The sequence below is a fragment of the Caulobacter segnis genome, from assembly GCF_029543125.1.
Taxonomy (GTDB): domain Bacteria; phylum Pseudomonadota; class Alphaproteobacteria; order Caulobacterales; family Caulobacteraceae; genus Caulobacter; species Caulobacter segnis_D.
Genome location: NZ_JARQWW010000002.1, coordinates 749,159 through 771,731, shown reverse-complemented (window position 1 = coordinate 771,731; position 22,573 = coordinate 749,159). Strand labels below are relative to the sequence as shown.

The 22,573-nt window shown below is 68.0% G+C and carries 23 protein-coding genes and 1 tRNA gene; 13 read left to right on the top strand and 11 right to left on the bottom strand.

Features of this window, described 5'->3' with window-relative positions:
* Window positions 1–5 precede the first annotated feature (5 nt).
* The 4 genes from P7B02_RS08405 to P7B02_RS08390 all read right to left on the bottom strand — a co-directional run bounded on the left by P7B02_RS08405 (window position 6) and on the right by P7B02_RS08390 (window position 4,017).
* The gene (locus P7B02_RS08405) at window positions 6–2,384 is read right to left on the bottom strand and encodes a bifunctional diguanylate cyclase/phosphodiesterase (protein WP_277786012.1); all 2,379 of its coding nucleotides are present in this window, start codon (window positions 2,382–2,384) and stop codon (window positions 6–8) included.
* Window positions 2,385–2,529: 145 nt separating this feature from the next.
* Window positions 2,530–2,976: a hypothetical protein gene (locus tag P7B02_RS08400; RefSeq protein WP_277785869.1), complete on the bottom strand. Its 447-nt coding sequence runs from the start codon at window positions 2,974–2,976 to the stop codon at window positions 2,530–2,532.
* Between the two features lie 133 nt (window positions 2,977–3,109).
* A tRNA-Gly gene (locus tag P7B02_RS08395) sits at window positions 3,110–3,184 on the bottom strand.
* Between the two features lie 89 nt (window positions 3,185–3,273).
* Entirely contained in the window at window positions 3,274–4,017 is a 744-nt protein-coding gene (locus P7B02_RS08390) for a DUF6065 family protein (protein ID WP_277785868.1), read from the bottom strand.
* A gap of 69 nt (window positions 4,018–4,086) precedes the next feature.
* On the opposite strand from P7B02_RS08390, the gene P7B02_RS08385 reads away from it, so the two are divergent.
* From P7B02_RS08385 to P7B02_RS08370, 4 genes are read left to right on the top strand one after another with little or no spacing between them, the layout of a single operon-like run.
* The gene (locus P7B02_RS08385) at window positions 4,087–4,605 is read left to right on the top strand and encodes a prolyl-tRNA synthetase associated domain-containing protein (RefSeq protein WP_277785867.1); all 519 of its coding nucleotides are present in this window, start codon (window positions 4,087–4,089) and stop codon (window positions 4,603–4,605) included.
* Window positions 4,606–4,659: 54 nt separating this feature from the next.
* Complete coding sequence (trxA, locus tag P7B02_RS08380) at window positions 4,660–5,571, top strand: thioredoxin (protein ID WP_277785866.1); 912 nt, start codon at window positions 4,660–4,662, stop codon at window positions 5,569–5,571.
* Between the two features lie 11 nt (window positions 5,572–5,582).
* Window positions 5,583–6,242, top strand: coding sequence for an LON peptidase substrate-binding domain-containing protein (locus P7B02_RS08375; protein WP_277785865.1), 660 nt, complete (start codon window positions 5,583–5,585; stop codon window positions 6,240–6,242).
* A 9-nt stretch (window positions 6,243–6,251) separates the two neighbouring features.
* On the top strand, window positions 6,252–6,452 hold the full coding sequence (locus P7B02_RS08370) for a Trm112 family protein (RefSeq protein WP_277785864.1): 201 nt from the start codon (window positions 6,252–6,254) through the stop codon (window positions 6,450–6,452).
* On the opposite strand, the gene P7B02_RS08365 is transcribed toward P7B02_RS08370, so the two are convergent.
* The 3 genes from P7B02_RS08365 to P7B02_RS08355 are packed head-to-tail and all read right to left on the bottom strand — an operon-like array spanning window position 6,449 to window position 9,458.
* Window positions 6,449–7,243 carry a kinase gene (locus P7B02_RS08365; RefSeq protein WP_277785863.1) on the bottom strand — a complete coding sequence of 265 codons (795 nt, stop codon included), beginning with the start codon at window positions 7,241–7,243 and terminating at the stop codon, window positions 6,449–6,451. The genes P7B02_RS08370 and P7B02_RS08365 overlap by 4 nt on opposite strands.
* A complete protein-coding gene (locus P7B02_RS08360) occupies window positions 7,227–8,183 on the bottom strand; it encodes a 2-hydroxyacid dehydrogenase (protein WP_277785862.1) in 957 nt (318 codons plus the stop codon). Before P7B02_RS08360 ends, P7B02_RS08365 begins: the two co-directional genes overlap by 17 nt.
* Window positions 8,184–8,192: 9 nt before the next feature.
* Complete coding sequence (locus P7B02_RS08355) at window positions 8,193–9,458, bottom strand: UbiH/UbiF/VisC/COQ6 family ubiquinone biosynthesis hydroxylase (RefSeq protein ID WP_277785861.1); 1,266 nt, start codon at window positions 9,456–9,458, stop codon at window positions 8,193–8,195.
* Window positions 9,459–9,579: 121 nt separating this feature from the next.
* On the opposite strand from P7B02_RS08355, the gene P7B02_RS08350 reads away from it, so the two are divergent.
* The 3 genes from P7B02_RS08350 to xth all read left to right on the top strand — a co-directional run bounded on the left by P7B02_RS08350 (window position 9,580) and on the right by xth (window position 13,760).
* Entirely contained in the window at window positions 9,580–11,964 is a 2,385-nt protein-coding gene (locus P7B02_RS08350; RefSeq protein WP_277785860.1) for an FtsK/SpoIIIE family DNA translocase, read from the top strand.
* A gap of 128 nt (window positions 11,965–12,092) precedes the next feature.
* Window positions 12,093–12,725, top strand: coding sequence for a LolA family protein (locus tag P7B02_RS08345; RefSeq protein WP_277785859.1), 633 nt, complete (start codon window positions 12,093–12,095; stop codon window positions 12,723–12,725).
* A 228-nt stretch (window positions 12,726–12,953) separates the two neighbouring features.
* Window positions 12,954–13,760 carry an exodeoxyribonuclease III gene (gene xth, locus P7B02_RS08340; RefSeq protein ID WP_277785858.1) on the top strand — a complete coding sequence of 269 codons (807 nt, stop codon included), beginning with the start codon at window positions 12,954–12,956 and terminating at the stop codon, window positions 13,758–13,760.
* A gap of 9 nt (window positions 13,761–13,769) precedes the next feature.
* On the opposite strand, the gene P7B02_RS08335 is transcribed toward xth, so the two are convergent.
* Window positions 13,770–14,456 carry a response regulator transcription factor gene (locus P7B02_RS08335; protein WP_269717118.1) on the bottom strand — a complete coding sequence of 229 codons (687 nt, stop codon included), beginning with the start codon at window positions 14,454–14,456 and terminating at the stop codon, window positions 13,770–13,772.
* Window positions 14,457–14,532: 76 nt separating this feature from the next.
* Between P7B02_RS08335 and P7B02_RS08330 the strand changes: the two genes are divergently transcribed.
* The gene (locus P7B02_RS08330; RefSeq protein ID WP_277786011.1) at window positions 14,533–15,042 is read left to right on the top strand and encodes a L,D-transpeptidase family protein; all 510 of its coding nucleotides are present in this window, start codon (window positions 14,533–14,535) and stop codon (window positions 15,040–15,042) included.
* A gap of 3 nt (window positions 15,043–15,045) precedes the next feature.
* Here the strand turns inward: P7B02_RS08330 and P7B02_RS08325 are convergent, their stop codons facing one another.
* Window positions 15,046–15,693, bottom strand: a complete 648-nt coding sequence (locus P7B02_RS08325) for a YggS family pyridoxal phosphate-dependent enzyme (RefSeq protein WP_277785857.1) — start codon at window positions 15,691–15,693, stop codon at window positions 15,046–15,048.
* Window positions 15,694–15,699: 6 nt separating this feature from the next.
* Between P7B02_RS08325 and P7B02_RS08320 the strand changes: the two genes are divergently transcribed.
* Window positions 15,700–16,302, top strand: coding sequence for a thiamine phosphate synthase (locus tag P7B02_RS08320; protein ID WP_277785856.1), 603 nt, complete (start codon window positions 15,700–15,702; stop codon window positions 16,300–16,302).
* On the opposite strand, the gene P7B02_RS08315 is transcribed toward P7B02_RS08320, so the two are convergent.
* Window positions 16,299–16,709, bottom strand: a complete 411-nt coding sequence (locus tag P7B02_RS08315; protein WP_277785855.1) for an NtrZ family periplasmic regulatory protein — start codon at window positions 16,707–16,709, stop codon at window positions 16,299–16,301. The two genes, P7B02_RS08320 and P7B02_RS08315, sit on opposite strands and share 4 nt — an antisense overlap.
* Window positions 16,710–16,998: 289 nt before the next feature.
* Here P7B02_RS08315 and P7B02_RS08310 point away from each other — a divergent pair, with 289 nt between their 5' ends.
* From P7B02_RS08310 to holA, 4 genes are read left to right on the top strand one after another with little or no spacing between them, the layout of a single operon-like run.
* Entirely contained in the window at window positions 16,999–17,493 is a 495-nt protein-coding gene (locus tag P7B02_RS08310; protein ID WP_277785854.1) for a DUF3576 domain-containing protein, read from the top strand.
* Between the two features lie 25 nt (window positions 17,494–17,518).
* On the top strand, window positions 17,519–20,101 hold the full coding sequence (gene leuS / locus P7B02_RS08305; RefSeq protein WP_277785853.1) for a leucine--tRNA ligase: 2,583 nt from the start codon (window positions 17,519–17,521) through the stop codon (window positions 20,099–20,101).
* Window positions 20,101–20,592, top strand: coding sequence for an LPS assembly lipoprotein LptE (gene lptE / locus P7B02_RS08300; RefSeq protein WP_277785852.1), 492 nt, complete (start codon window positions 20,101–20,103; stop codon window positions 20,590–20,592). The genes leuS and lptE overlap by 1 nt, the downstream gene beginning before the upstream one ends.
* 16 nt (window positions 20,593–20,608) lie before the next feature.
* On the top strand, window positions 20,609–21,658 hold the full coding sequence (gene holA / locus P7B02_RS08295; protein ID WP_277785851.1) for a DNA polymerase III subunit delta: 1,050 nt from the start codon (window positions 20,609–20,611) through the stop codon (window positions 21,656–21,658).
* On the opposite strand, the gene P7B02_RS08290 is transcribed toward holA, so the two are convergent.
* Complete coding sequence (locus P7B02_RS08290) at window positions 21,655–22,560, bottom strand: ParB/RepB/Spo0J family partition protein (protein WP_277785850.1); 906 nt, start codon at window positions 22,558–22,560, stop codon at window positions 21,655–21,657. The two genes, holA and P7B02_RS08290, sit on opposite strands and share 4 nt — an antisense overlap.
* Between the last annotated feature and the right edge of the window lie 13 nt (window positions 22,561–22,573).

Sequence of the window (22,573 nt, the reverse complement as noted above, 5' to 3'; positions counted from 1 at the left end):
CACCCTCAGGCGGCGGTAGAGCGTCGGCGCGGCGCGGTCTTGCGGGCCAAAGGGTTGGTCCAGTTGGCCAAGGTCTCAACGGGCGCCGGGCGGCCGATTGCGTAACCCTGGACCTCGGCGCAGTTCTCACCGCGCAGGAAGGCCAGTTGCTCGCCGGTCTCCACCCCTTCGGCCACCACCGGAATGTCCAGGCTGCGGCCCAGGCTCAGCACCGCCTTCACGATGGCCGTGGCGCGGTCATGACGATGGATGCTTTCAACGAAGCTCTTGTCGATCTTGAGCTTGTCGAAGGGGAAGGACTGCAGGGTCGATAGCGACGAATAGCCGGTGCCGAAATCGTCCATGGCGATGCGGACGCCCAGGGCCTTCAGCTGGCGCAGATTGTCCAGGGCGCGCTGATAATCCTTGAACAGGGCGCTTTCGGTCACCTCCAGCTCCAGCCGCCGCGGCGGCAGTCCGGACTCGATCAGGACGCCATGGACCATGGCCGACAAGCCGGGCTGATTCAGCTGCAGGGGCGACAGGTTGACCGCCACGTTCAGCGGACGCTCCCAGGCGACAGCGTCGGCGCAGGCGCGGTTGAGGACGAAGGCGCCCAGCGCCTCGATCAGGCCGCTTTCCTCGGCGATGGGAATGAACTCCACCGGCGGGATCATGCCGCGGGTCGGGTGGTTCCAGCGCACCAGCGCCTCGAAACCGCAGACCTCGCCGTCCGAGGTGCGAGCCTGCGGCTGGTAGTAGACCATCAGTTCTTCGGCGGCGATGGCGGCCTTCAGCTCGCGGGCCAGGCTGCGACGCTCGCGGATGGTCTCGTCCATCTCGCGCTTGAAGAAGCGATAGCGGTCGCGGCCGCTCTCCTTGGCGCGATACAGCGCCATGTCGGCGTTGGCCATCAGGGCGGCGGCGGTGCGGCCATCGTCCGGGCACAGGCTGACCCCGATGCTCACGCTGAGGGACAGTTCGTGTCCTTCATAAATGAACGGCTTGCGCAAAGACTCAAGAATGCGGTTCGCCAGTTCAGCCGCCGCCGCCGGCTGATCGCGGCCGCCGATCTGGACGATGACGAACTCGTCCCCGCCGAGACGGGCGGCGAAGGACGGCGCGGGCAAGATCTCGGAGATCCGGTTGGCCGCCTCCACCAGCAAGGCGTCGCCGGCGGCGTGCCCGTGCAGGTCGTTTGCTTCCTTGAACTTGTCGAGGTCGAGGCAAAGCAGCGCCAGACCTTCGCGCGACGCCTCGACCCGGTCGAGAGCGGCGGACAGGCGGGTCTGCAGGGCGTTGCGGTTAGGCAGGCCGGTCAGGCCGTCGTGTTCGGCCAGGTAGCGGATTTTCTCCTCGGCCGAGCGGCGCTCGCGCAGGTCGCGGATCGCCAGAACGAAGAGCCCCGCGCTTTCCGTCCGACGACCGTCGTCCAGCACGCGGGCGAAGACCTCCACCGGAATCTCCACCGAGCCATCCCGCGGCCGCAGCATGGCTTCGCGGCGGCGCTCCACGTCGCGCGCCCCTACCGCGCCGTCGAACGCCAGAAGCTCGCCTTCGACCCACATGCCGCGAACCTCGTCGAGCGAAGCGCCGACCAGGGCGCAGAACGCGGCGTTGGCGTCGTTCACGCGGCCTTCTTCCACTACGACGATGCCTTCATAGGCGGCGTTGGCCAGGCGGCGGGTGCGCTCCAGAGCCGAGCGGCTGGTCTGGGCCTCGATGACCACCGCGCCCAGGCCCCCCAGCACGATCATGCTGGTGATGCCGGTGATCGCGAAGGTCAGGACGCCGCCCGACAGCAGCTGCTCGGGGACCACGACAGTCGGATCGGGAATGACCGTGATGGCGCCCATGCTGGTGAAATGCAGGGCGCACACGCCCATGGCGAACAGACTGCCGGCCATCAGTTGCCGGCTCAGGGTGCGAGCGCGGCCGGCGACCAACAGGGCCGCCACCGCGCCCACGACGCCGAACAGCACCGAGGCGCCGACGATCGCATGCTCCCAGACGATTTCGCCCTGGGTCTGGAAGGCCGCCATGCCTTCATAGTGCATGGCCGCGACGCCAAGGCCGATCAGGACGCCGCCCGCCACCTGGTTGTCGCTGTCGCGCCGCGCCGCGCCCACGGCGAAGCCGCCGCCGATGACCACCACCGCGATCATCAGCGAGGCCAGGGTGCCCAGGGGCTCGTAGCCGGTGGGCAGGCCGGGCGCATAGGCCAGCATGGCGATGAAATGGGTGGCCCAGACCCCTGACCCGGCCACGAGGCCCGTCAGCAGCAGCCACGCGGCGCGGACCATGCCCTGGGACCCGCGGATGCGCGAGAATAGGCGGAACGCCGTCATGCATGCGGCGAAGCAGACAACGGCCGCCACCACGACGAGCCGAAGATCGTGCTCCATGGTCAGGCACGTGAGAACTTTGAGCACGCGGCGCCCTTATCCAAGAATAAGGGGGCAACCTACGTGCGCGTTGGCGAATAAATAGTTTCCGGCGTCGCGTTTATTTTCAGAAACCCAAGCGCGGCAAAGGTTTCCGCGCCTTTAACTATATCGCCTTGCCATCTTTCGCGTAGCCAAGATCTTCCAGATCATCGTCGTCCAATCGCGAAGATTCATAGCGCGAAGCGCGGGCGCCGCCGGCGTCTGAAAGGTCGCCCGCTGCCGCTAGGTCAACCTCGTCCTCGGCGCCGCGAGACAGACCCATGGTCGAGCGGACCGCCAGATTTTGGTCGTCCTCCAGAGCCGCATCGTCGAACTCGCCGTAGTCGGCCTCCGCCTCCAGCTCGACGATCTCCTCGTCGTCCAGATCTTCGGCGATGAGTGCGTCATCGTCGTCCGTGTCGCCTGCGGCCTGGGTCAGGTCCTCGACGTCCGGCATCTCCTCGAAGGTGCGGAATTCGGCGTTTGGACCACCCTGCTCGTCGAGGGACATGTTGTCCTCGTCGAAGGTCTCCGCCTGATCTTGCTCCCAGTCTCCATTCGCGTCGGTCATGGCCGTCTCCTGTTCTGGACAGGGAAACGGACGGCGTCGGAGCGATGTTCCTGACGAAGCGACAAAGGGATCGGAAACGAAAAAGGGCCCGCCGAAGCGGACCCTTTTCAACTCGACGTTCCAGTCGGGAGACTGGAGCGGGCGAAGAGATTCGAACTCTCGACCCCAACCTTGGCAAGGTTGTGCTCTACCACTGAGCTACGCCCGCATCGGGGGGCGGCGAACCGCGTCCCCAAATTCGAGAGGCCGGCTTATGGCAGAGGCCTCCAGCCTTTGCAAGCCGCCTTTCGAAGAAAATCACGCCCCCAGTTTCGGAGCTTTCAGACGGCGCTTGTTGACGTGGTCCGTCGGCCCCGGCCCCAGCTCCTCCGGCAGCTCGCCCTTGAAGTAGTAACGCTGCCAAGCTTCCTTCACCGCCTCCGGTTCGCGGCGGAAGATCCGGGCGTTGAACTCGCCGCGCTGGCGGCTCCAGGCGTCGTACTGGTCGCGCAGCTCATCGTTGCGGGCCAGGGAGCGGGTCACCGGCTGGACGTTGGCCAACGGCTTGTCCTGCACCAGGGTGATGAAGCAGAACGGCTCGCCCTTCTCGAAACGGACCTCGCCCGGGCGGGTGAAGATCCAGTTCATGGTGAAGGGGAACGGCAGCCAGTCGGTCTCCACCAGGCCGGTGAGCGCCTGGATGCCGTCCTTGACGTGGTTCGGCGCGCCGGTGGTCCACATGGACCAGCCGGGCGGGCTGCGGAACAGGTAGCCGGGGTGGAAGGTGACCACCCCGTGGCTGAAGTGCGACTTCACGAAATCCGAAAAGTCGGGAAACGGATGGTCCGGCGTCAGGCGGATGTCGTCCTGGTGCTTGCCGCCGGTCCAGCTGGCCGTGAAGCCGACGGGGCAGAGGATCTCCCAGCCCGAGGTGTTGGCCATGGTCAGCGGCAGGCAGCGGTACGGATGCCGGTCCGAGAACGTCTCCATCCACCCGCGTTGCGGGCGCCCCGGCACGATGTCCGGCGGGCGGTTGCAGGTGGGATAGCACTCGAGCTGCATGCAGGCTCCTCAAGCTGGATGTCGAAACATCCTCTAACCTTGAGCCTTGGCCTGCGCTAGGGAGGCGCGATGACCGCTCCCGCCAGCCGCGCCGACCTGTTCGCCTTCTTCGACCGCCACGGGGTCGATCACCTGACCCATGAGCATCCGCCGGTGTTCCGGGTGGAGGAAGGCCACGCCATCAAGGCTGCCCTGCCCGGCGGCCACACCAAGAACCTGTTCCTGAAGGACAACAAGGATCAGCTCTGGCTGATCTCGGCCCTGGGCGAGACGCAGGTGGACCTGAAGGCCCTGCCCGCCGTGATCGGCTCGGGTCGGCTGTCCTTCGGCCGCGAAGAGCTGATGGTCGAGACGCTTGGCGTCACCCCGGGCTCGGTGACGGCTTTCGGACTGATCAACGACCGCGAGCGCCGGGTGCGCTTCGTTCTCGACGCCGCCCTGGCCGCCGCGGACCCGGTGAACTTCCACCCGCTGAGCAATGACGCCACCACCGCCGTGTCCCAGGCGGGTTTCCGCAAGTTCCTCGCGGCGCTGGGCGTCGAGCCCCTGATCGTCGATTTCGGCGCCATGACGCTCGCCGCGCGTTGAAGCCGACGGCGCTTGCGACCACATTAGCCCCTTGGAATTCTGGAGCACCGAAGCATGACCTTGATCGGCGAGGGCCTCGCGCCTGAAAAGAAGACCGCCGACGCCGGCGACCTGATCAAGGAAGGCTCCGACGCCAGCTTCGTGGCCGACGTCATCGAGGCCTCCAAGACCCAGCCCGTCATTGTCGACTTCTGGGCCACCTGGTGCGGTCCCTGCCGTCAGCTGACCCCCGCCCTCGAAAAGGCGGTCGCCGCCGCCGGCGGCGCGGTGAAGCTGGTCAAGATCGACGTGGACAAGAACCCGGCCTTCGCGGGCCAGTTGCGCGTGCAATCGATCCCCACGGTCTACGCCTTCGTCAACGGCCAGCCGGTGGACGGCTTCATGGGCGCCCTGCCCGACAGCCAGGTGAAGGCCTTCATCGACAAGCTGGCCGGCCCCGCCGCGCCCTCGGACGTGGACGCCGTCCTCGCCCTGGCCAAGGAGTCCATGGATCTGGACGACATCGGCGGCGCGGCCCAGGCCTATGCCGAGGCTCTGTCCCTCGACCCCGAAAACCTCAAGGCGATCGGCGGCCTGGCCCGTTGTTACCTGGCCGGCGGCGATCTGGAGCGCGCCCGCGAACTGGCCGAAATGGCCCCCGCCGACGCCAAGGACCCGGATCTGGAGAGCGTCCGCGCCGCCCTGTCCCTGGCCGAGGACGCACCGTCCGAGACCAGCGCCTTTGAAAAGCGTCTGGCCGCCGACGCCGACGATCACGAAGCCCGCTTCGAGCTGGCCAAGGCCTTGGCGGGCCACGGCCGCCTGGATGCGGCGGCGGACCACCTGCTGACCATCATCGAACGCGACCGGACCTGGAACGACGAGGCGGCGCGCAAGCAGCTGCTCACCGTGTTCGAGGCCGCCGGCCCCACGTCGGAGGTCGCCAAGCACGGCCGCCGACGCCTTTCCTCGATCCTGTTCTCGTAAAGGAGCGGCCCATGCCCACCGGCTACCGGAAGGCGGCGGACCTGCCCCAGGTGATCCCGGTGTTCCCCCTGGACGGAGCCCTGCTCCTTCCCGGCGGGCAGCTGCCGCTCAACATCTTCGAGCCGCGCTATCTCAACATGCTGGACGACGCCATGGGCGGCGAGCGGCTGATCGGCATGATCCAGACGCGTCATGGCGGCGATCCGGAACGGCCGCGCTTGGCCGCCATCGGCTGCCTGGGCAAGGTCACCAGCTTCGCCGAGACCGCTGACGGGCGTTACCTGATCACCCTGACCGGCGTTTGCCGCTTCGAGGCGGGGGAGGAGCTGCCGTCCCGGACCCCCTATCGCCAGGTGCGCGCCCGCTACAGCGCGTTCGAGCACGACCTGACCGGCATCGAATCCGGGTTGGAGCTTGATCGCGGTCCGTTCCTGGCCGCCCTGAAGCACTATCTTGAACGCCGCGGGATGGAGATCGACTGGGAAAGCGCCGAGAGCGCGCCCTGCGACGCCCTGGTCAATAGCCTGTCCATGGCCCTGCCCTTCGACGCCCAGGAAAAGCAGGCCCTGCTGGAGGCCCGCACCGCCGAGGAGCGCCGCACCGCCCTGATCGCCATGCTGGAGATCGACGCCGCCGCCGGACCCGATGACGAACCCGGCGCCATCCAGTAGAAGACGGCCATGAGCGATCCCTTCGACACCCCCGCCGCCGAAATCGACCCGCGCCTGCTGGAGGTCCTGGTCTGCCCGGTGAGCCGCGGCCCCCTGGACTATGACCGTAAGGCCGGCGAACTGGTCAGCCGCCAGGCCAAGCTGGCCTATCCGATCCGCGACGGCGTGCCGATCATGCTGGCCGAAGAGGCCCGCATCCTCGAAGGCTAGACCTCGGATCGCAGGCGCCGCGCCTCGTCGATCCACAGGACCAGATCCGCATAGGCGGGCATGGTCGCCAGAATGTGACGGGTCAGCCGCTCATAGTGCTGGATGAAGACCGCGATCTCTTCGGCGTTCATGAGACGCGTCCCGCCCGGCGACTGGCGCCCAAGCCCCTCTTCCTGCTGCAGCCGCCAGCGGCGGACCACCTCGAAGCCGGGCGCCGCCAGCAGCACCAGCCGGTCCACGCGGCTGAACAGCGCCGCATAAGCTCCGCCGAGAACGGAATTTGCCTGGCGGCGCCAGACGCCCTGCGGATCAGCCCGAGCCTCAAGCGCATTGGCCGGCGCGATCAGCTGATGCTCCGCCTGCGGCCGGGCGCCCACGCACCAGCCCTCGAAAATCAGGACATCCAGCGGCTCGTCCAGACGCCGCCAGGCGTCCTCCGGCGTCGGGTCGTCCGTGGACTTGTCGAAGCCGGGCAAGGTCACCGGGCGGCCGGCCTTCACCCCGTCCAGAATCGAAAGACCCAGGGCGAGGTCGTGTGTTCCTGGCGGCCCTCGGGTGGCGAACAGCGGATGGACGTCCTCCGCCAGTTGCCGGCGCGCCTCATGCGACAGGTAGAGATCGTCGATCGACAGGGCGGCGGCGCGAAGTCCCCGCGCGGCTAGGCGATCGACAAGACCGGCGGCGAGCGTCGATTTTCCGGACCCCTGCGCACCGCATAGTCCCAGGATGAACGGGCTGTCGGCCCGCCAGCCGTCCAGGGCCGCCTCGACCGCCTCAAGCGACCCGGTCAAGCGGCGGCTCTCCGTCGAAGAAGCGGTCCAGATTGTCCGCGACCCGCATGCCCATGGCGGTCCGCGTCTCCAGGGTCGCGCTGCCCAGATGCGGCAACAGCACCAGGTTCGGCGCCGCCAGCAGCACGGGATTCACCGCGGGCTCGCCCTCATAGACGTCCAGACCGGCCGCCGCGATGACGCCCTCGGTGAGCGCGCGGGCCAGGTCCGCCTCCGCCACCACCGAGCCCCGGGCGGTGTTGATCAGGATGGCGCTAGGCTTCATGCGCCGCAGAAGGGCGCCATCGACCATGTGGCGCGTCTCGGCGCCGCCTGGCGTGTGCAGGGACAGCACATCACTGGCCGCCGCCAGGCTTTCCAGCGTGTTGTGATAGACCGCGCCTTGCTCGTCCTCGGCGCGGCGGCGGCTGTGATAGGCGATCTTCATGCCCAAGGCTGCTCGAGCCCGCTGCGCCGTGGCCTTCGCGATGCGGCCGTAGCCCACCAGACCCAGGGTCTTGCCCGCCAGGGACCGGCCCAGCATGTGCGTGGGACGCCAACCGGTCCAGCGGCCCTCGCGCAGCTCCCGCTCGCCTTCGCCGGCCCGCCGGCTGGTCATCAGGATCAGCAGCAGGGCCAGGTCGGCCGTGGCGTCGGTCAGCACGTCAGGCGTGTTGGTGACCACCAGGCCCGACGCCTTGGCGGCTTGCAGGTCGATATGCTCGAATCCCGCACCGTAGTTGGCGATGATCCGCACGCGCGGGGACGGCGCGGCCAGCACCGCGGCGGAAATCTTGTCTGACACCGTGGGGCACAAGGCGTCGAACCGCCCCATGGCCTCCCGGAAGCCCACCTCGTCCAAAGGACGGTCGTCCGTATTGAGCGTGACGTCGTAGCGCGCGGCCAGATGGGCTTCGACCGCCTGCGGCCACCGCCGGCTGAGAAGAATCTTCGGCCTCATGCCTTGCCGCTAAAGCGCTTCGCCGCGCAGCAGGCGGGGCGTGTCGCCCACCGCGCCGCCGGCTTCCTCCATGAAGAAGCGGCGGGCCGGGCCGATGCGGTTGACCACCGCCATGCCCGCACCGCGCACGAAGCGCAGCAGCGGATCATCGTTGGAGAACAGCCGCACGAAGGCGTCCGACGAGGCCGCGATCATGGCGTTGTCGAATCGGCGCCAGCGAGCGTAGCGGTCGAGCACGGCCAGGGAGCCGATGTCCTCGCCCGCGCGCACCGCCTCCACCAGCACCTCGGCCAGGGCGGCGACATCCTTCAGGCCCAGATTCAGCCCCTGGCCCGCAATGGGGTGAATGCCGTGGGCGGCGTCGCCCAGCAGGGCCACGCGCGGCGCGGCCAAGCGTTCGGCAAGAGACAGCGACAGCGGATAGACGAAGGTCGGACCGGCGATCTCCACCCGGCCGAGGAAATCCCCGAACCGGCGGTTCAGGAAAGCGTGCAGCGCTTCGGGGCCGGAGGCCTTCAGGGCGTCGCCCCGCGCCGTCTTCTCGGTCCAGACCAGGCTGGCGCGGTTCTCGGTCAGCGGCAGTATGGCGAAGGGGCCGCCCGGCAGGAAATATTCGTGCGCCACGCCCTCGTGCGGCCGCTCCAGCTTCACCGTCGCCACCACGCCGGACTGGCCATAGCCCCAGCCGACGGTGCCGATGCCCGCCTCGCGGCGGATCACCGACCCCCGGCCCTCGGCGCCAACCACCAGGGGCGCGCGCAGCGTCTTGCCGCTTCCCAGCGCGACAGTCGCGCCGCCGCCTTCCATGGACAGGCCCGCTACGCTTTCCGGCGCGATCACCTGGATCAGCGGATTCTTCAGTACCGCCGCCGACAGGGCGGCCCGCGTCTGGCGGTTCTCCAGCATATAGCCGAGGGGCTCGCCCTCCACCCGGTCGGCGATCTCCGAAGCGTCAAACCGCAGATAGGCCGAATGGGACAGGTGAGCCGGGCCGGCTCCCGCCCCCGGGGCGCGGCCGTCAGTGACCAGGATCTGTTCGATGCGTTGGGCGTGCGGCTCCATTGCCTCGCCCACCCCGATGGTCTTCCACTGCCGGAACGAGGCAAAGGCGATGGCCGAGGAGCGGCCGTCGAAGGTCGGCGCCAGCTGATCCTCGAATGGCTGCGGGTCCACCAGGATCGAGCTCAGGCCCGCGCTGGCGAGCGCCAGGCCCAGGGTGGCGCCGGCCATGCCCGCGCCGGCGACGATCACGTCCGCATCAAATGGATCAGCCATGGGGGCGATATGCGCGCTCAGGCGGGGATAAGTCCAGACGGCCCGATCATCGTAAACGCCCCTTAACCTTCGTGGGGGCAGAACAAGGTTTGAGGACGACTTCGAACTGTTGAGGGGCGACATGGCGCGGGCGGCGCGACGCACGATCGGCGAACTGGCCTGGGACGCGGCCAAGGCGGGCTGGAGCGCGCCGTTCACGGCCCGTTTCCGGGGCGGCCTGGTGACCGCAGCCGGCGTGGCGCTGGTTCTGGCCGTGGCCACCTACGACGCCGCTGATCCCAGCTGGAACGCCGCCACCGGCGGCGCGCCGGGCAACGCCCTGGGCGGCGTGGGCGCGACCCTGGCCGACATCTTCATGCAATCCCTGGGTCTGGCCGCCTGGGGCGCCGGCCTGATGATGGTGATCTTCGGCCTGTCGCGCGTCGCCGATCAGGAGCCGGACCTGTCGCGCAAGTCGACCCGCATCCGGGCTCTGGTCGGCGTCCTGGGCCTGCTGGCCCTCGGCGGCCTCTTGGCCCTGCCGAGCCCGCCTTCGGGCTGGCCCCTGGCCAAGGGCCTGGGTGGCTTTTGGGGCGACGGCCTGCTGCATGGCCTGGCGGGCCTGCTGAGCTTCGCGCGCCTGCCCGGCGCCACCGTGATCGCCGGCATCCTGCTGGGTGTGCTTGGCGCTGTCGGCGTCGGCTACGCCATCGGCCTGCGCCGCCTGGACCTTGCCGCCTCCGCCGCCTGGGTCGGCGAGCAGATGCAGCGCCGCAATGAAGAGGTCGAGGAGCGCCGCGCTCCCGACCCGCGCAGCGCCCCTCCGCGCCCGGAACGCAAGCCCCGCCGCGCGCCTGAGCCGATCAGCATCGCCGCGGACGACGATGAGGACGAGGACGGCCCTATCGTCGCCGATCCGGTGGATTCCCGCCCCCTGTCGATCAAGCAGCCCAAGCCCACGCCGAAGGATTCCGGCCGCGAGGTGCGGGAGAAGCAGAAGACCTTCGATTTCGTGCAGCCGGGCGGCTTCCAGCTTCCCGAATTGGCCATGCTGACCAAGCCCAAGCCCCGCGCCTCGGCGGTGGACGAAGGCTCCCTGCGCCAGAACGCCCGTCTGCTGGAAAGCGTGCTGGCCGAGTTCGGCGTGAAGGGCCAGATCGACCAGATCCGCCCCGGCCCGGTGGTCACCCTCTACGAACTGGTCCCCGCCGCCGGGGTGAAAAGCGCCCGCGTGGTGGCCCTGTCGGACGACATCGCCCGCTCCATGAGCGTGGCCGCCTGCCGCGTCAGCGTGGTGCCGGGCCGCAACGCCATCGGCATCGAACTGCCGAACCAGAAGCGCGAGACCGTCTATCTGCGCGACCTGCTGTCGAGCAGCGACTACGAGAAGGCCGGCCAGGCCCTGCCCATGGCCCTGGGCGAGACCATCGGCGGCGAACCCTACATCGCCGACCTGGCCAAGATGCCCCACCTGCTGATCGCCGGCACGACCGGCTCGGGCAAGTCGGTGGGGGTCAACGCCATGATCCTGTCGATCCTGTACCGCCTGCCGCCGGACAAGTGCCGGTTCATCATGATCGACCCGAAGATGCTGGAGCTCAGCGTCTATGACGGCATCCCGCACCTGCTGGCGCCGGTGGTGACCGATCCCAAGAAGGCCATCGTCGCGCTCAAATGGACCGTGCGCGAGATGGAGGACCGCTATCGCCGCATGTCCAAGATCGGCGTGCGCAACGTGGCCGGCTACAACGAGCGCGCCAACGAGGCCAAGGCCAAGGGCGAACACTTCGAGCGCACCGTCCAGACCGGTTTCGACGAAGCCGGCCGCCCGATCTACGAGACCGAGAAGCTGAGCCCCGAGCCCATGCCCTATCTGGTCGTGGTCATCGACGAGGTGGCCGACCTGATGCTGGTGGCGGGCAAGGACATCGAAGGCGCCGTGCAGCGTCTGGCCCAGATGGCCCGCGCCGCCGGCATCCACCTGATCATGGCCACCCAGCGCCCGTCGGTGGACGTCATCACCGGCACCATCAAGGCCAACTTCCCGACCCGGATCAGCTTCCAGGTCACCTCGAAGATCGACGCCCGCACCATCCTGGGCGAACAGGGCGCCGAACAGCTGCTGGGCCAGGGCGACATGCTCTACATGGCCGGCGGCGGCCGCATCACCCGCCTGCACGGCCCCTTCGTGGGCGACAACGAGGTGGAGGAGGTCGCCAAGTTTCTCCGCTCGCAAGGCACGCCGCAGTACCTGGAAGAGGTCACCGCCGGCGGCGAGGATGAGGACGCCGAGGCCATCGAGGGCGCCTTCGCCGGCGAGGGCGGGGCCAACGACCTGTACGACCACGCCGTGGCCGTGGTCACCCGCGACCGCAAGGCCTCCACCAGCTACATCCAGCGCCGCCTGCAGATCGGCTACAACCGCGCTGCCTCTCTGATGGAGCGGATGGAGAAGGAAGGCGTCGTCGGCGCGGCGAACCACGCCGGCAAGCGCGAGATTCTGGCTCCGCCGCCCCCTGCCCTGTAGCGGAAAAGCGGCGCGGCGATGAAGCTTCGCCTTGGCTCGCGCGTTACGGCCTGTTCCAAACCTGACATGCAGCGGCCTTGCTGACGCCGAAATGGCGCGACAGGGTCGTCGCCAAGGAGAACAGAAGAATGACCAATCGCCGCGATCTGCTGGCGTTCGCCGCCGTGGCGGGCCTCGCGCCCAGCCTCGCCCTCGCCGCCCCGCCCGCACTGTCGGCCGCCGACCAGGCCTTGGTGGACAAGGCCGTGGCCTATCTGTCCGGCCTGCGCACCGCCAAGGGCCGCTTCGTCCAGACCGACAGCCGCAATGTCAGCACCCAGGGCACGATCTATCTGCAGCGCCCCGGCAAGGCGCGCTTCGAGTATGACGCACCGTCGGGCCTGACCGTGGTTTCGGACGGCGCCTATGTCTATGTCTCGGACAGCCGGCTGAAGACCTTTGACGGCTATCCGCTGAAGGCCACGCCCCTGGCCCTGTTCCTGGCGCGTGAAATCCGCCTGGACCGCGGCGTGCGGGTCGTCCGCGTCTCGCGCCTGGCCGAGGGCTTCTCGATCACCGCCGCCGACACCCGCAAGGAGACGCGCGGCGAGATCACTCTGAACTTCTCGGAATCGCCCATGCAGCTGATCGGCTGGACGATCACCGACGCCCGCGGCTCGGCCACCCGCCTGCGCCTGACCGAGCTTTCACCCGCCGGCGCCTTCCCGGCCGGGACCTTTGTTCTGAAGGATCCCCGCACCAAGCGCGGCGGCCGCCCCTGATTTGTGACATAATCACAACAATCAAGAAACTAACTGTCGCTTATTGCTTTTAAGTTTTGCCGTGGCTATTTTGGCACATAGGCGTCGCGATGGACCTTCGAGACGCTGGACCGTGCCGGTCTTATCCCCTCCCGGCTGCGGCATGAGAGAGATACGACTTTGACGCCTGGACGCAGCCCTCTTCGTCCAGGCGTTTTCTTTTGCCCGCAAACCGCGTAGGTCCGCCGAATGCGGCTTCGATTGGTCACTTGGAACGTCAATTCCGTCCGCCTGCGCATGGAGCAGGTGGCGCGCTTCGTGGATGAGGCGGCGCCCGATGTCATCGCCATGCAGGAGATCAAGTGCCAGGAGGGCGAGTTTCCCCGGGCCGCCTTCGAGGCCATCGGCTTCCCGCACCTGAAGATCGCCGGCCAGAAAGGCTGGCATGGGGTGGCCATCGCCTCGCGCCTGCCGATCGAGGATGCCCAGCCGCTCAGCGTCTGCCGCGAGGGCCACGCCCGCTGCGTCTCGGCCAAGGTGGCGGGGATCGAGATCCAGAACTTCTACATTCCGGCCGGGGGCGACGTCCCTGACCGGACGGTGAACCCGAAGTTCGACCACAAGCTCGACTTCTACGAAAAGCTCACCGCCGAGATGAAGCGCCGCGACCCCAAGGCGCCGCTGATCCTCACCGGCGATCTGAACGTCGCCCCCGGGGAGAACGACGTCTGGAGCCACAAGCAGATGTCGCGGATCGTCAGCCACACGCCTGTGGAGGTCGAGGCCATGGAGGGGCTGAAGGCCTCGCTCGGCTTCATCGACCTGCCGCGCGAAGCCGTGCCCGAGCCGCAGAAGCTATATTCCTGGTGGAGCTATCGCGCCGCCGACTTCCGCAAGTCCAACCGCGGCCTGCGCCTTGACCACATCCTGGCCAGCCCCGGCCTGCGCGAAGCCGCCTTCGCCACCGGCAAGGTCGTGTCGAAAGTCCACGACGACGTGCGCGAATGGGAGCGCCCCAGCGACCACGCCCCTGTCAGCGCCGATTTTCAGATCTAGGACGAGCGCCTACGGCTGCAGCCGGTAGCCGCCGGGGCCCGTCACCAGGATCCGCGCCGCGCCGGGATCAGTCTCGATCTTCTGTCGCAGACGATAGACGTGCGTCTCCAGCGTGTGGGTGGTGACCTCGGCGTTGTAGCCCCAGACCTCGGTGAGCAGCTCGTCGCGCGGCACGGGCTTGCCGCCGGCGCGGTAGAGATACTTGAGGATCTTGGTCTCCTTCTCCGTCAGGCGGATCTTCTTGCCCTTGTCGTCGAGGAGCAGCTTGGTCGAGGGTCGGAATTCGTACGGCCCGACCCGGAACATGGCGTCTTCCGACTGTTCGTGGCTGCGCAGCTGGGCGCGGATGCGGGCCAGCAGCACCCCGAAGCGGAAGGGCTTGATGATGTAGTCGTTGGCGCCCGACTCAAGGCCCAGAATCTGATCGGAGTCCGTGGCGGCGGCGGTGAGCATGATCACCGGAGCAGTGACACCGCCCTTGCGCATCAGGCGGCAGGCCTCGCGCCCGTCCATGTCGGGCAGGTCGACGTCGAGCAGGATCAGGTCCGGCCGCACCTCCTTGGCCAGACGCACGCCGTCGGTCGCGTTGTCGGCCTGGACGGCGGCGAACTCCTCGTGGAGCTGGATCTGTTCGGCCAGCGCTCCGCGCAGGTCGTTGTCGTCGTCGATGAGCAGCAGAGTCTTGCGTTGCGGCATGTTGGTGAACATGCACCGGTCAGGCCCCCTTCGCCAAGTCGAAGCAAGCGGGCATGATGCGGGAATGAGCGAAGCGATGATCTTCACCGCCCATGCCGACGGCCGATTGCAGCTTGGCGACCGCATCGTGCGCTGCGCCCTGGGCAAGGGCGGCGTGCTGCCGGCGGACGAAAAACGTGAGGGCGACGGCGCCAGCCCCCTGGGGACCTGGACGATCCGCAAGGTTCTCTATCGCCCTGACGTCTATCCGCACGGGCCAGGAACCGCCTTGCCCGTCGCGCCGATTACTCAGATGGACGGCTGGTGCGACGCCCCGTCCGACCCGCTCTACAACCAGATGGTCGCCCTGCCCTACCCCGCCAGCGCCGAGCGCATGTGGCGGGAGGATCATGTATACGATCTCGTCGGTGTGCTGGCGCACAATGACGACCCGGTGGTCCCAGGGCTCGGATCAGCGATCTTCCTGCACCTGGCGCGGGACAATTATGACCCCACCGAGGGCTGCGTCGCCCTCGCCCGCCCCGATCTGGAAGCCCTGCTGCACCTGGCGACGCCGGGTTCGGCCGTCGCCATCGTCAGGGACTGAGCCTCAGGTGCGCGCGCCGAACAGGGCCGAGCCCACGCGGACCGAGGTGGCGCCGAAGCGGACCGCCGTCTCGAAGTCGCCGCTCATGCCCATGGACAGCTTCGACAGGCCGTTGCGCTCGGCGATCTTGCGCAACAGGGCGAAATGCGGCCCCGGCGGGACATCGGCGGGCGGGATGCACATCAACCCCTCGATGGTCAGGCCGTATTCGCCCCGGCAGCGGGCGATGAAGGCGTCCGCCTCGGTCGGGATGATCCCCGCCTTCTGCTCTTCCTCGCCGGTGTTCACCTGCACGAACAGGCGCGGCAGCTTGCCGATCCGCTGCGCCTCGTCCGCCAGGGCGCGCGCCAACTTGTCGCGATCCACCGTCTCGATGACGTCGAAGAAAGACACGGCCTCACGGGTCTTGTTGCTTTGCAGGGGTCCGATCAGCCTCAACTCGATCTCCGCCCGACGCTCGGTCCAGCGGCTCATGGCCTCCTGCACCCGGTTTTCGCCAAAAACCTTCTGGCCGGCGGTCAGAACAGGCTCGACGACCGACCACTCCTGGGTCTTGGACACCGCCACCAGCTCCACGGACGCCGGACCACGTCCGGACGCCTCGGCGGCGGCGGCGATGCGGGCGCGGATGTCGTCGAGAGCTTGGGGCATGGGTCGATGAGTCTTCAGGTCCTGGCCGAAGCGGCGGCGCAGCTTAACCGCGCCGCCGGCCTGAAAAAGCCCCTTCCGCCGCTGCTGTTCTTCACAGACCCGCAGCGTACGCCCGATCCAGCGGCGATCGCCCGACGCCTGCCGGCCGGATCGGCGGTGGTGTTGCGCCTGTTCGGCGCGGCGGATGCGCTGGAGCAGGCGGAACATCTGCGGGTCCTGACACAGAAGCACGGCCTGAAGCTGCTGATCGGCGCGGACGCGGAATTGGCGGCGAAGGTCGAGGCTGACGGCGTCCACCTGCCGGAACGGCTCGTTCAGGAGGCCTCACGGCTTCGCCAGGCCCATCCGCACTGGCTGATCACCGCCGCCGCGCACGCGGAAGCCGCCCTGGCCGCAGCCCAGGACGTCGACGCCGCTGTCGTCTCCCCGGTATTTCCGAGCCTCAGCCCCTCCGCCGGCGCGCCTCTGAGCGTGCAGCGGTTCAGCGCCATGGTCCACACAGCGAAAATCCCCGTCTACGCCCTGGGCGGCGTCACGGTTGAAACGGTTGGAGAATTGGAAGGCAGCGGAGCAGCAGGGGTCGCCGCGGTCGGCGGTCTGGCCGACTAGAACTTCAAAGCGGTCTCGAGGCGGACGCGCGGCGCCGGCTCTTCGCGGGACTTGCGCATCATGGCGTTGTCCTGGTCCGGCTGGCCCAGACCGACGGCGCCGCCGACGCGCAGGGACGGGGTCACCTTGAAGTAGGCGCCGGCCTCGACATCGGCGGTGGGACGGACGCGCGACGGATCGACGTCGAACTTCAGGCCCCAACGGCCCTTGTTCGCGTCCCACTTCAGCTTGCCGGCCTGGCCGAACTGCGAGCCCTGCGCGCCCTTGGCGTCGAAATCGCCGCGGACGGTGAAGGCGTCGGGAGAGACGGCGGACGACGGACGCTTCTGATCGGCATGGGCCAGCGTCGCCGATCCCATGAGGATCAGCGTGGCGGCCGCAGCGAAGAAGACGCGCTTCGCGGTCATCACAACCCGTTTAGTCCCTACCGGTTTCACCGAACGCGCTTCGCCCAAAAAGGCTCCGCTTGTTCGGTCTGATAACTGGCATTTGAGACGCGAAGACGACGGGGTCAACGGTGAGTCGACCCTGGAAGGTGGTCTGACCATGATTCAAGCAGCCGCCTGTGGCGCTGGGGCCACGCGAAACCTGTTTGGCGGCGGCCCCGGAGTGTTATAGACCCGATCCGGTCGCGGGGGCGGCGCTGCACGCGCTTTGAACAGAGCGCGGCAAAGATATCGAGTGGAGCGGACGAATATGCGTCTTGAGCGTGGGTCTTTGAAGCGCGGCGCCGCGCTCGGCGTCCTGATCGCCAGCCTGACCCTGGTTTCAGCCTGCGGCGGCGGCAAGGGCCCCGAGGTCTATGGTGAGAAGCGCGGGGGCATCTGGCCCTTCGGCCGCGGCTCGTCGGGCCCCGCCCAGACCGAGATCGGCGTGAACGGCTATCTGTGGCGCGCCTCGCTCGACGCCCTGAACTTCATGCCCCTGGCCTCGGCCGATCCTTACGGCGGCGTGATCATCACCGATTGGTACACCGCGCCGGAAGCGCCGAACGAGCGCTTCAAGACCACGGTCTACATCCTCGACACCCGACTTCGCGCCGACGGCCTGAACGTGACGGTGTTCAAGCAGGTCCGCGACGCGGCCGGCGCCTGGGCCGATGCTCCGGCTTCGGCGCAAACCGAGTCCGACCTCGAGAACGCCATCCTGACCCGCGCCCGCCAGCTGCGCCTGGCCAACCTCAACGGCTGATTTCGGCCTTCCTATTTAAAGCCTGATGGCCCGCTACAACCCGAAAGAAACCGAGCCCAAGTGGCGCGCCGCCTGGGCGGACGCCGACGTTTTCCGCACGCGTGAGGACGCCTCCAAGCCGAAGTACTACGTGCTTGAGATGTTCCCGTACCCGTCGGGCCGCATCCATATGGGCCATGTGCGCAACTACGCCATGGGCGACGTGGTCGCCCGCTACAAGCGCGCCCAGGGTTTCGATGTTCTGCATCCCATGGGCTGGGACGCCTTCGGCATGCCGGCGGAGAACGCCGCCATGGAGCGGGGCGTTCATCCCAAAGGCTGGACCTACGACAACATCGCCGCCATGCGCGAGCAGCTGAAGGCCCTGGGCCTCAGCATCGACTGGTCCCGTGAATTCGCCACCTGCGACCCGGAATATTATGGGCAGCAGCAGCGCTGGTTCCAAAAGCTGCTGAAGCGCGGCCTGGTCTATCGCAAGGAAGGCGTCGTCAACTGGGACCCGGTCGACATGACCGTCCTGGCCAACGAGCAGGTCATCGACGGCCGCGGCTGGCGCTCCGGCGCCCTGGTCGAGAAGCGCAAGCTGACTCAGTGGTTCCTGCGCATCACCGACTATGCCGACCGTCTGATCGACGGCTTGAAGACGCTTGATCGCTGGCCCGAGAAGGTCCGCATCATGCAGGAGAACTGGATCGGCAAGTCCAAGGGCCTGCGGTTCAGCTTCGATTTCGCCGGTGAGGCCCCGAAGGGCTTCGAAAGCGGCCTGGAAGTCTACACCACCCGCCCGGACACCTTGTTCGGCGCCAGCTTCGTCGGCATCGCGCCCGACCACCCGCTGGCCGAGCAGCTGGCCGCCGCTGATCCGAAGGTCGCCGCTTTCATCGCCGAATGCCGCCGTGGCGGCACCTCGGAGGCGGATATCGAAGGTGCGGAGAAGCTGGGCCTGGATACCGGCCTGACCGTGGCCCATCCGTTCGACCCGGAACAGAAGCTGTCGGTCTGGATCGCCAACTTCATCCTGATGGACTACGGCACCGGCGCCATCTTCGGCTGCCCGGCCCATGACCAGCGCGACCTGGACTTCGCCCGCAAGTATGGCCTGTCGGTCCGACCGGTCGTTTTGCCCGCGAATGAGGACCCCAAGACCTTCGACGTCGGGACCGAAGCCTATGTCGGCCCCGGTTCGATCTTCAATTCTCAGTTCCTGGACGGCCTGGACATCGAGTCCGCCAAGGTCAAGGCCATCGAGGTGATCGAAGGCCAGAACCGGGGGCAGGGCGCCACCGTTTATCGCCTGCGCGACTGGGGCGTCTCCCGCCAGCGCTACTGGGGATGCCCGATTCCGGTCATCCATTGCGAAAAGTGCGGCGTGGTCCCGGTGCCGGACGACCAACTGCCCGTGCGCCTGCCTGATGACGTGGGCTTCGACAAGCCCGGCAACCCGCTGCTGCGCCATCCGACCTGGCGTCATGTCGATTGCCCGACCTGCGGCGGCACGGCCGAGCGCGAGACCGACACGCTGGACACCTTCGTGGACAGCTCCTGGTACTTCGCCCGTTTCGCCGACCCGACGGCGGAAGCCCCGGTGAACAAGACGGCGGCGGATCGCTGGCTGCCGGTGGACCAGTACATCGGCGGCGTCGAACACGCCGTCCTGCACCTGCTCTATGCTCGGTTCATCACCAAGGCGCTGAAGGACGAGGGCCTGCTGTCGGTGGAGGAGCCGTTCGCCGGCCTTTTCACCCAGGGCATGGTGACCCACGAGACCTACAAGGATAGCTCCGGCGCCTGGCTGGAGCCCGTCGATGTCGAGATCAGCGGCATGGGCGCGACGCGCTCGGCCGTTCAGGTCTCCACCGGCGCGCCCGTGGTCATCGGCGACATCGAGAAGATGTCCAAGTCCAAGAAGAACGTCGTGGCGCCGGAGGACATCTTCGACGCCTATGGCGTGGACGCCGCCCGCCTGTTCGTCATGTCGGACAGCCCGCCGGAACGCGACGTTCAATGGACCAACAGCGGTGTCGAGGGCGCCTGGCGCTTCACCCATCGTCTGTGGAACGAGTTCGACAGCCAACCGGAAGGCGATTTCGGCCCGATCGGCGACGATCCCGCGGCCCTGGCGCTGCTGAAAGCCGCCCACCAGCTGATCGGCGCGGTCACCAGCGCCATCGAGGGCTTCCGCTTCAACAGCGGCGTGGCCAAGCTGTACGAGTTCCTCAACACCCTGAAGGCCGCGCCGGCCGAGGGCGCTTCCGACGCCGTGCTGGCGGCGCGCAAGGAAGCCCTGGCCATCCTGGCCCGCCTGGTCGCGCCCTTCGTTCCCCACCTGGCCGAAGAATGCTGGATCCGCATCGGCGGGCAGGGGATGGTGGTCGACGCGCCCTGGCCGGTGGCCGACGCCGCCCTGGCGGCCGACGACGAACGCGTCCTGCCGGTCCAGATCAACGGCAAGCGCCGTGGCGAGATCCGCGTCAAGGCGGGCACGCCGGAGGACGATGTGAAGAAGATTGCGCTGGAAGACGCCGGCGTCCTGCCGCACCTTGAGGGCGTGACCGTCCGAAAGGTGATCGTCGTGCAGGACCGCATCGTCAACATCGTGGTCGGCTGATGCGCAAGCTTGCCGTCGCCGCCCTGGTTTTCGCGTCGCTAGGCCTTTCGGCCTGCGGGTTCACGCCGCTCTACGCCACGCCGGGCGTCTCTCCGACCCTGGCTTCGGTGGATGTGGTCGTGCCCGACGGCCGCTCGGCCTATCTGCTGCGCGAACATCTGGACGACGCTATGGCCCGGGACCTGTCGGTTCCGGCGGCCTACCGGTTGGAATTGACCATCGACGAGGCCCGTTATCCGCGCGGCGTGCGCGTCGACAACGTCGCCAACCGCTACGAACTGCGTCTGACCGCCAATTATAAGTTGGTGGAGAAGGCGTCGGGCGGCACCCTGCGCACGGGTCAAGCCCAGGCTGTCGTCTCCTACGACTCCGCCGACCAGCCCTACGCCGGCATCGCGGCGCAGCAGGACGGCCAGGACCGCGCGGCCGCCGAGGTGGCCCGCAAGATCCAGATCGATCTGGCCTCCTGGCTCGCCCGCCAGAAGGGTTGAGGCGGCTGACCGGCCGATGATCCTCTCCAAGCGGCCCGACATCGAGCGTTTCCTGAAGGAGCCGACGCCCGGCGTGCGCGCCGCGGTGATCTATGGCCGTGACCGGGGGGTGGTGCGCGACCGCGCCGACCAGCTCGCCAAGAAGATCACCCCCAACCTCGACGATCCGTTCGACGTCGCCATGCTCACGGACGGTGATCTGGACGGGGAGGGTGGAAAGCTGGAGGGCGAGCTGTCGGCCATCTCCATGATGGGCGGCCGACGCCTGGTGCGCCTTCGCCTAGGCGAGAAGGCCAGCGCCGACAAGGCCGCGGCCGAAGCCGTGGTCCCGCACGCCGACGGAAAATTCAATCCGGACGCCTTCTTCCTGATCGAGGCGGGGGCTCTGGGCCGGGATTCGGCCCTGCGCAAAGCCGCTGAGAAGGTCGCCGGCTGCGCGGTCATACCCTGTTACGAGGACGAGCCCGGCGATATCGCCCGCCTGGTGCGCGACACCCTCAATGCCGACAAGGTCAGCCTGAACAGCGAAGCCCTCGATATCTTCGTCAGCCGCATGCCCAAGGAGCGCGGCGTAGCCAGGCAAGAGATCGAGCGGCTGGCGCTGTACCTCAAACCCGGCAGCGGCTTTGTCGCCACGGCGGCCGACTTGCAGGATTTTCTCGGCGTTGAGGCCGATGCGTCGCTGTTTGATGCGGCCTCGGACGCGTTTGGAGCCAAATTGGCCGCTGCTCAGGGCGGCCTGAGGCGCGCAGCGGCCGAGGGTGAGACCGGTCCGGCCGCGATACGCGCCATAAGCCTGCATCTGGCGAAGCTCCGGCGGGTCAACACCCTGCACAAGAGCGGCGTCGGCCTGCAGGAAGCGGCCAAGGCGGCCGGCGTTTTCTGGAAACAGGAGCGGGAATTCCTGCGACAGGCCCGCGCCTGGACGCTGGAGGACCTCGACGCCATTCAGCCTGAGGTCCTGGAGGCCGACCGGCTGTGCAAGCAGGCCGGCTCTCCGGATTACCTGATCGCCGAGCGGCTGGCCCTGATGATCGCGGGCCGCGCGCGCCGTCTGGGACTTTAAGCCTCGACCGGCGAGGTTTGGGTCAGACGGCGGCAGAGATCGTCGAGCTGCTCCAAGGTCGCATAGCGCACACGAAGCTCGCCTACGCCGCCGCGATCATCGATCACCACGTCCAGACCGAGCACATCAGACAGATCGGCTTCGAGCGCCTGGGTGTCCGCATCCTTCACGCGCGGCGCACGCGGCATGGCGGGCGAGGGGGCCTTGTTTTCGGCGCCCATGTCGCCGCCGCGCTTGGCCAGGGCTTCGGTTTCGCGCACCGACAGGCCTTTTTCAATGACCAGACGCGCCAGGGCGGCCGGATCCTCGGCCGAGGCGATAGCCTTGGCGTGCCCAGCAGTGATCAGCCCTTCAGAAAGCAGGTTCTGGACCTCTTCCGGCAGGGTCAGCAGACGCAGGATGTTGGCCACATGGCTGCGGCTCTTGCCGACGACGTGGGCCACGTCTTCCTGGGTGCGGCCGAACTTCTCCATCAGCGCGCGGTAGGACTGCGCTTCTTCGACGGCGTTCAGGTCGGCGCGCTGGACGTTCTCGACGATGCCGATCTCCAGCACCTGCAGATCGTCCAGGTCCCGAACCAGCACGGGCATGGAGCGCAGGCCCGCCCGCTGGGCGGCCCGCCAGCGGCGTTCGCCGGCGACGATCTGGTATTCGCCCTCGGCGCCCGGAGCCGGACGCACCAGGATCGGCTGCAGAACGCCCTTTTCCTTGATCGAGGCGGACAGCTCTTCCAGCAGTTCTTCGGAGAAGACACGGCGCGGCTGGTCGGCATTGCGGCGGATCAGTTCGATCGACACCTCGTTGGGGCCGCCCGGCGCGCCCGGAGCCGCGGCCGTGGCGGTCTCCGCCTCGCCCAGGAGGGCGGACAGACCGCGACCCAGACCCCGACGTCCTTCGACCATCGTCGTTTCCCCA

Bases quoted from the DNA above. Each gene is read 5' to 3' on its own strand.
- P7B02_RS08405 (WP_277786012.1), bottom strand. From the start codon at position 2,384: ATGGAGCACGATCTTCGGCTCGTCGTGGTGGCGGCCGTTGTCTGCTTC.
- P7B02_RS08360 (WP_277785862.1), bottom strand. From the start codon at position 8,183: ATGAGGCCGAAGATTCTTCTCAGCCGGCGGTGGCCGCAGGCGGTCGAA.
- P7B02_RS08290 (WP_277785850.1), bottom strand. From the start codon at position 22,560: ATGGTCGAAGGACGTCGGGGTCTGGGTCGCGGTCTGTCCGCCCTCCTG.
- P7B02_RS08320 (WP_277785856.1), top strand. From the start codon at position 15,700: ATGAGTCTTCAGGTCCTGGCCGAAGCGGCGGCGCAGCTTAACCGCGCC.
- P7B02_RS08375 (WP_277785865.1), top strand. From the start codon at position 5,583: ATGCCCACCGGCTACCGGAAGGCGGCGGACCTGCCCCAGGTGATCCCG.
- P7B02_RS08325 (WP_277785857.1), bottom strand. From the start codon at position 15,693: ATGCCCCAAGCTCTCGACGACATCCGCGCCCGCATCGCCGCCGCCGCC.
- xth (WP_277785858.1), top strand. From the start codon at position 12,954: ATGCGGCTTCGATTGGTCACTTGGAACGTCAATTCCGTCCGCCTGCGC.
- P7B02_RS08330 (WP_277786011.1), top strand. From the start codon at position 14,533: ATGATCTTCACCGCCCATGCCGACGGCCGATTGCAGCTTGGCGACCGC.
- holA (WP_277785851.1), top strand. From the start codon at position 20,609: ATGATCCTCTCCAAGCGGCCCGACATCGAGCGTTTCCTGAAGGAGCCG.
- P7B02_RS08400 (WP_277785869.1), bottom strand. From the start codon at position 2,976: ATGACCGACGCGAATGGAGACTGGGAGCAAGATCAGGCGGAGACCTTC.
- P7B02_RS08355 (WP_277785861.1), bottom strand. From the start codon at position 9,458: ATGGCTGATCCATTTGATGCGGACGTGATCGTCGCCGGCGCGGGCATG.
- P7B02_RS08315 (WP_277785855.1), bottom strand. From the start codon at position 16,709: ATGACCGCGAAGCGCGTCTTCTTCGCTGCGGCCGCCACGCTGATCCTC.
- P7B02_RS08385 (WP_277785867.1), top strand. From the start codon at position 4,087: ATGACCGCTCCCGCCAGCCGCGCCGACCTGTTCGCCTTCTTCGACCGC.
- P7B02_RS08335 (WP_269717118.1), bottom strand. From the start codon at position 14,456: ATGCCGCAACGCAAGACTCTGCTGCTCATCGACGACGACAACGACCTG.
- trxA (WP_277785866.1), top strand. From the start codon at position 4,660: ATGACCTTGATCGGCGAGGGCCTCGCGCCTGAAAAGAAGACCGCCGAC.
- P7B02_RS08370 (WP_277785864.1), top strand. From the start codon at position 6,252: ATGAGCGATCCCTTCGACACCCCCGCCGCCGAAATCGACCCGCGCCTG.
- P7B02_RS08310 (WP_277785854.1), top strand. From the start codon at position 16,999: ATGCGTCTTGAGCGTGGGTCTTTGAAGCGCGGCGCCGCGCTCGGCGTC.
- P7B02_RS08345 (WP_277785859.1), top strand. From the start codon at position 12,093: ATGACCAATCGCCGCGATCTGCTGGCGTTCGCCGCCGTGGCGGGCCTC.
- P7B02_RS08390 (WP_277785868.1), bottom strand. From the start codon at position 4,017: ATGCAGCTCGAGTGCTATCCCACCTGCAACCGCCCGCCGGACATCGTG.
- lptE (WP_277785852.1), top strand. From the start codon at position 20,101: ATGCGCAAGCTTGCCGTCGCCGCCCTGGTTTTCGCGTCGCTAGGCCTT.
- leuS (WP_277785853.1), top strand. From the start codon at position 17,519: ATGGCCCGCTACAACCCGAAAGAAACCGAGCCCAAGTGGCGCGCCGCC.
- P7B02_RS08350 (WP_277785860.1), top strand. From the start codon at position 9,580: ATGGCGCGGGCGGCGCGACGCACGATCGGCGAACTGGCCTGGGACGCG.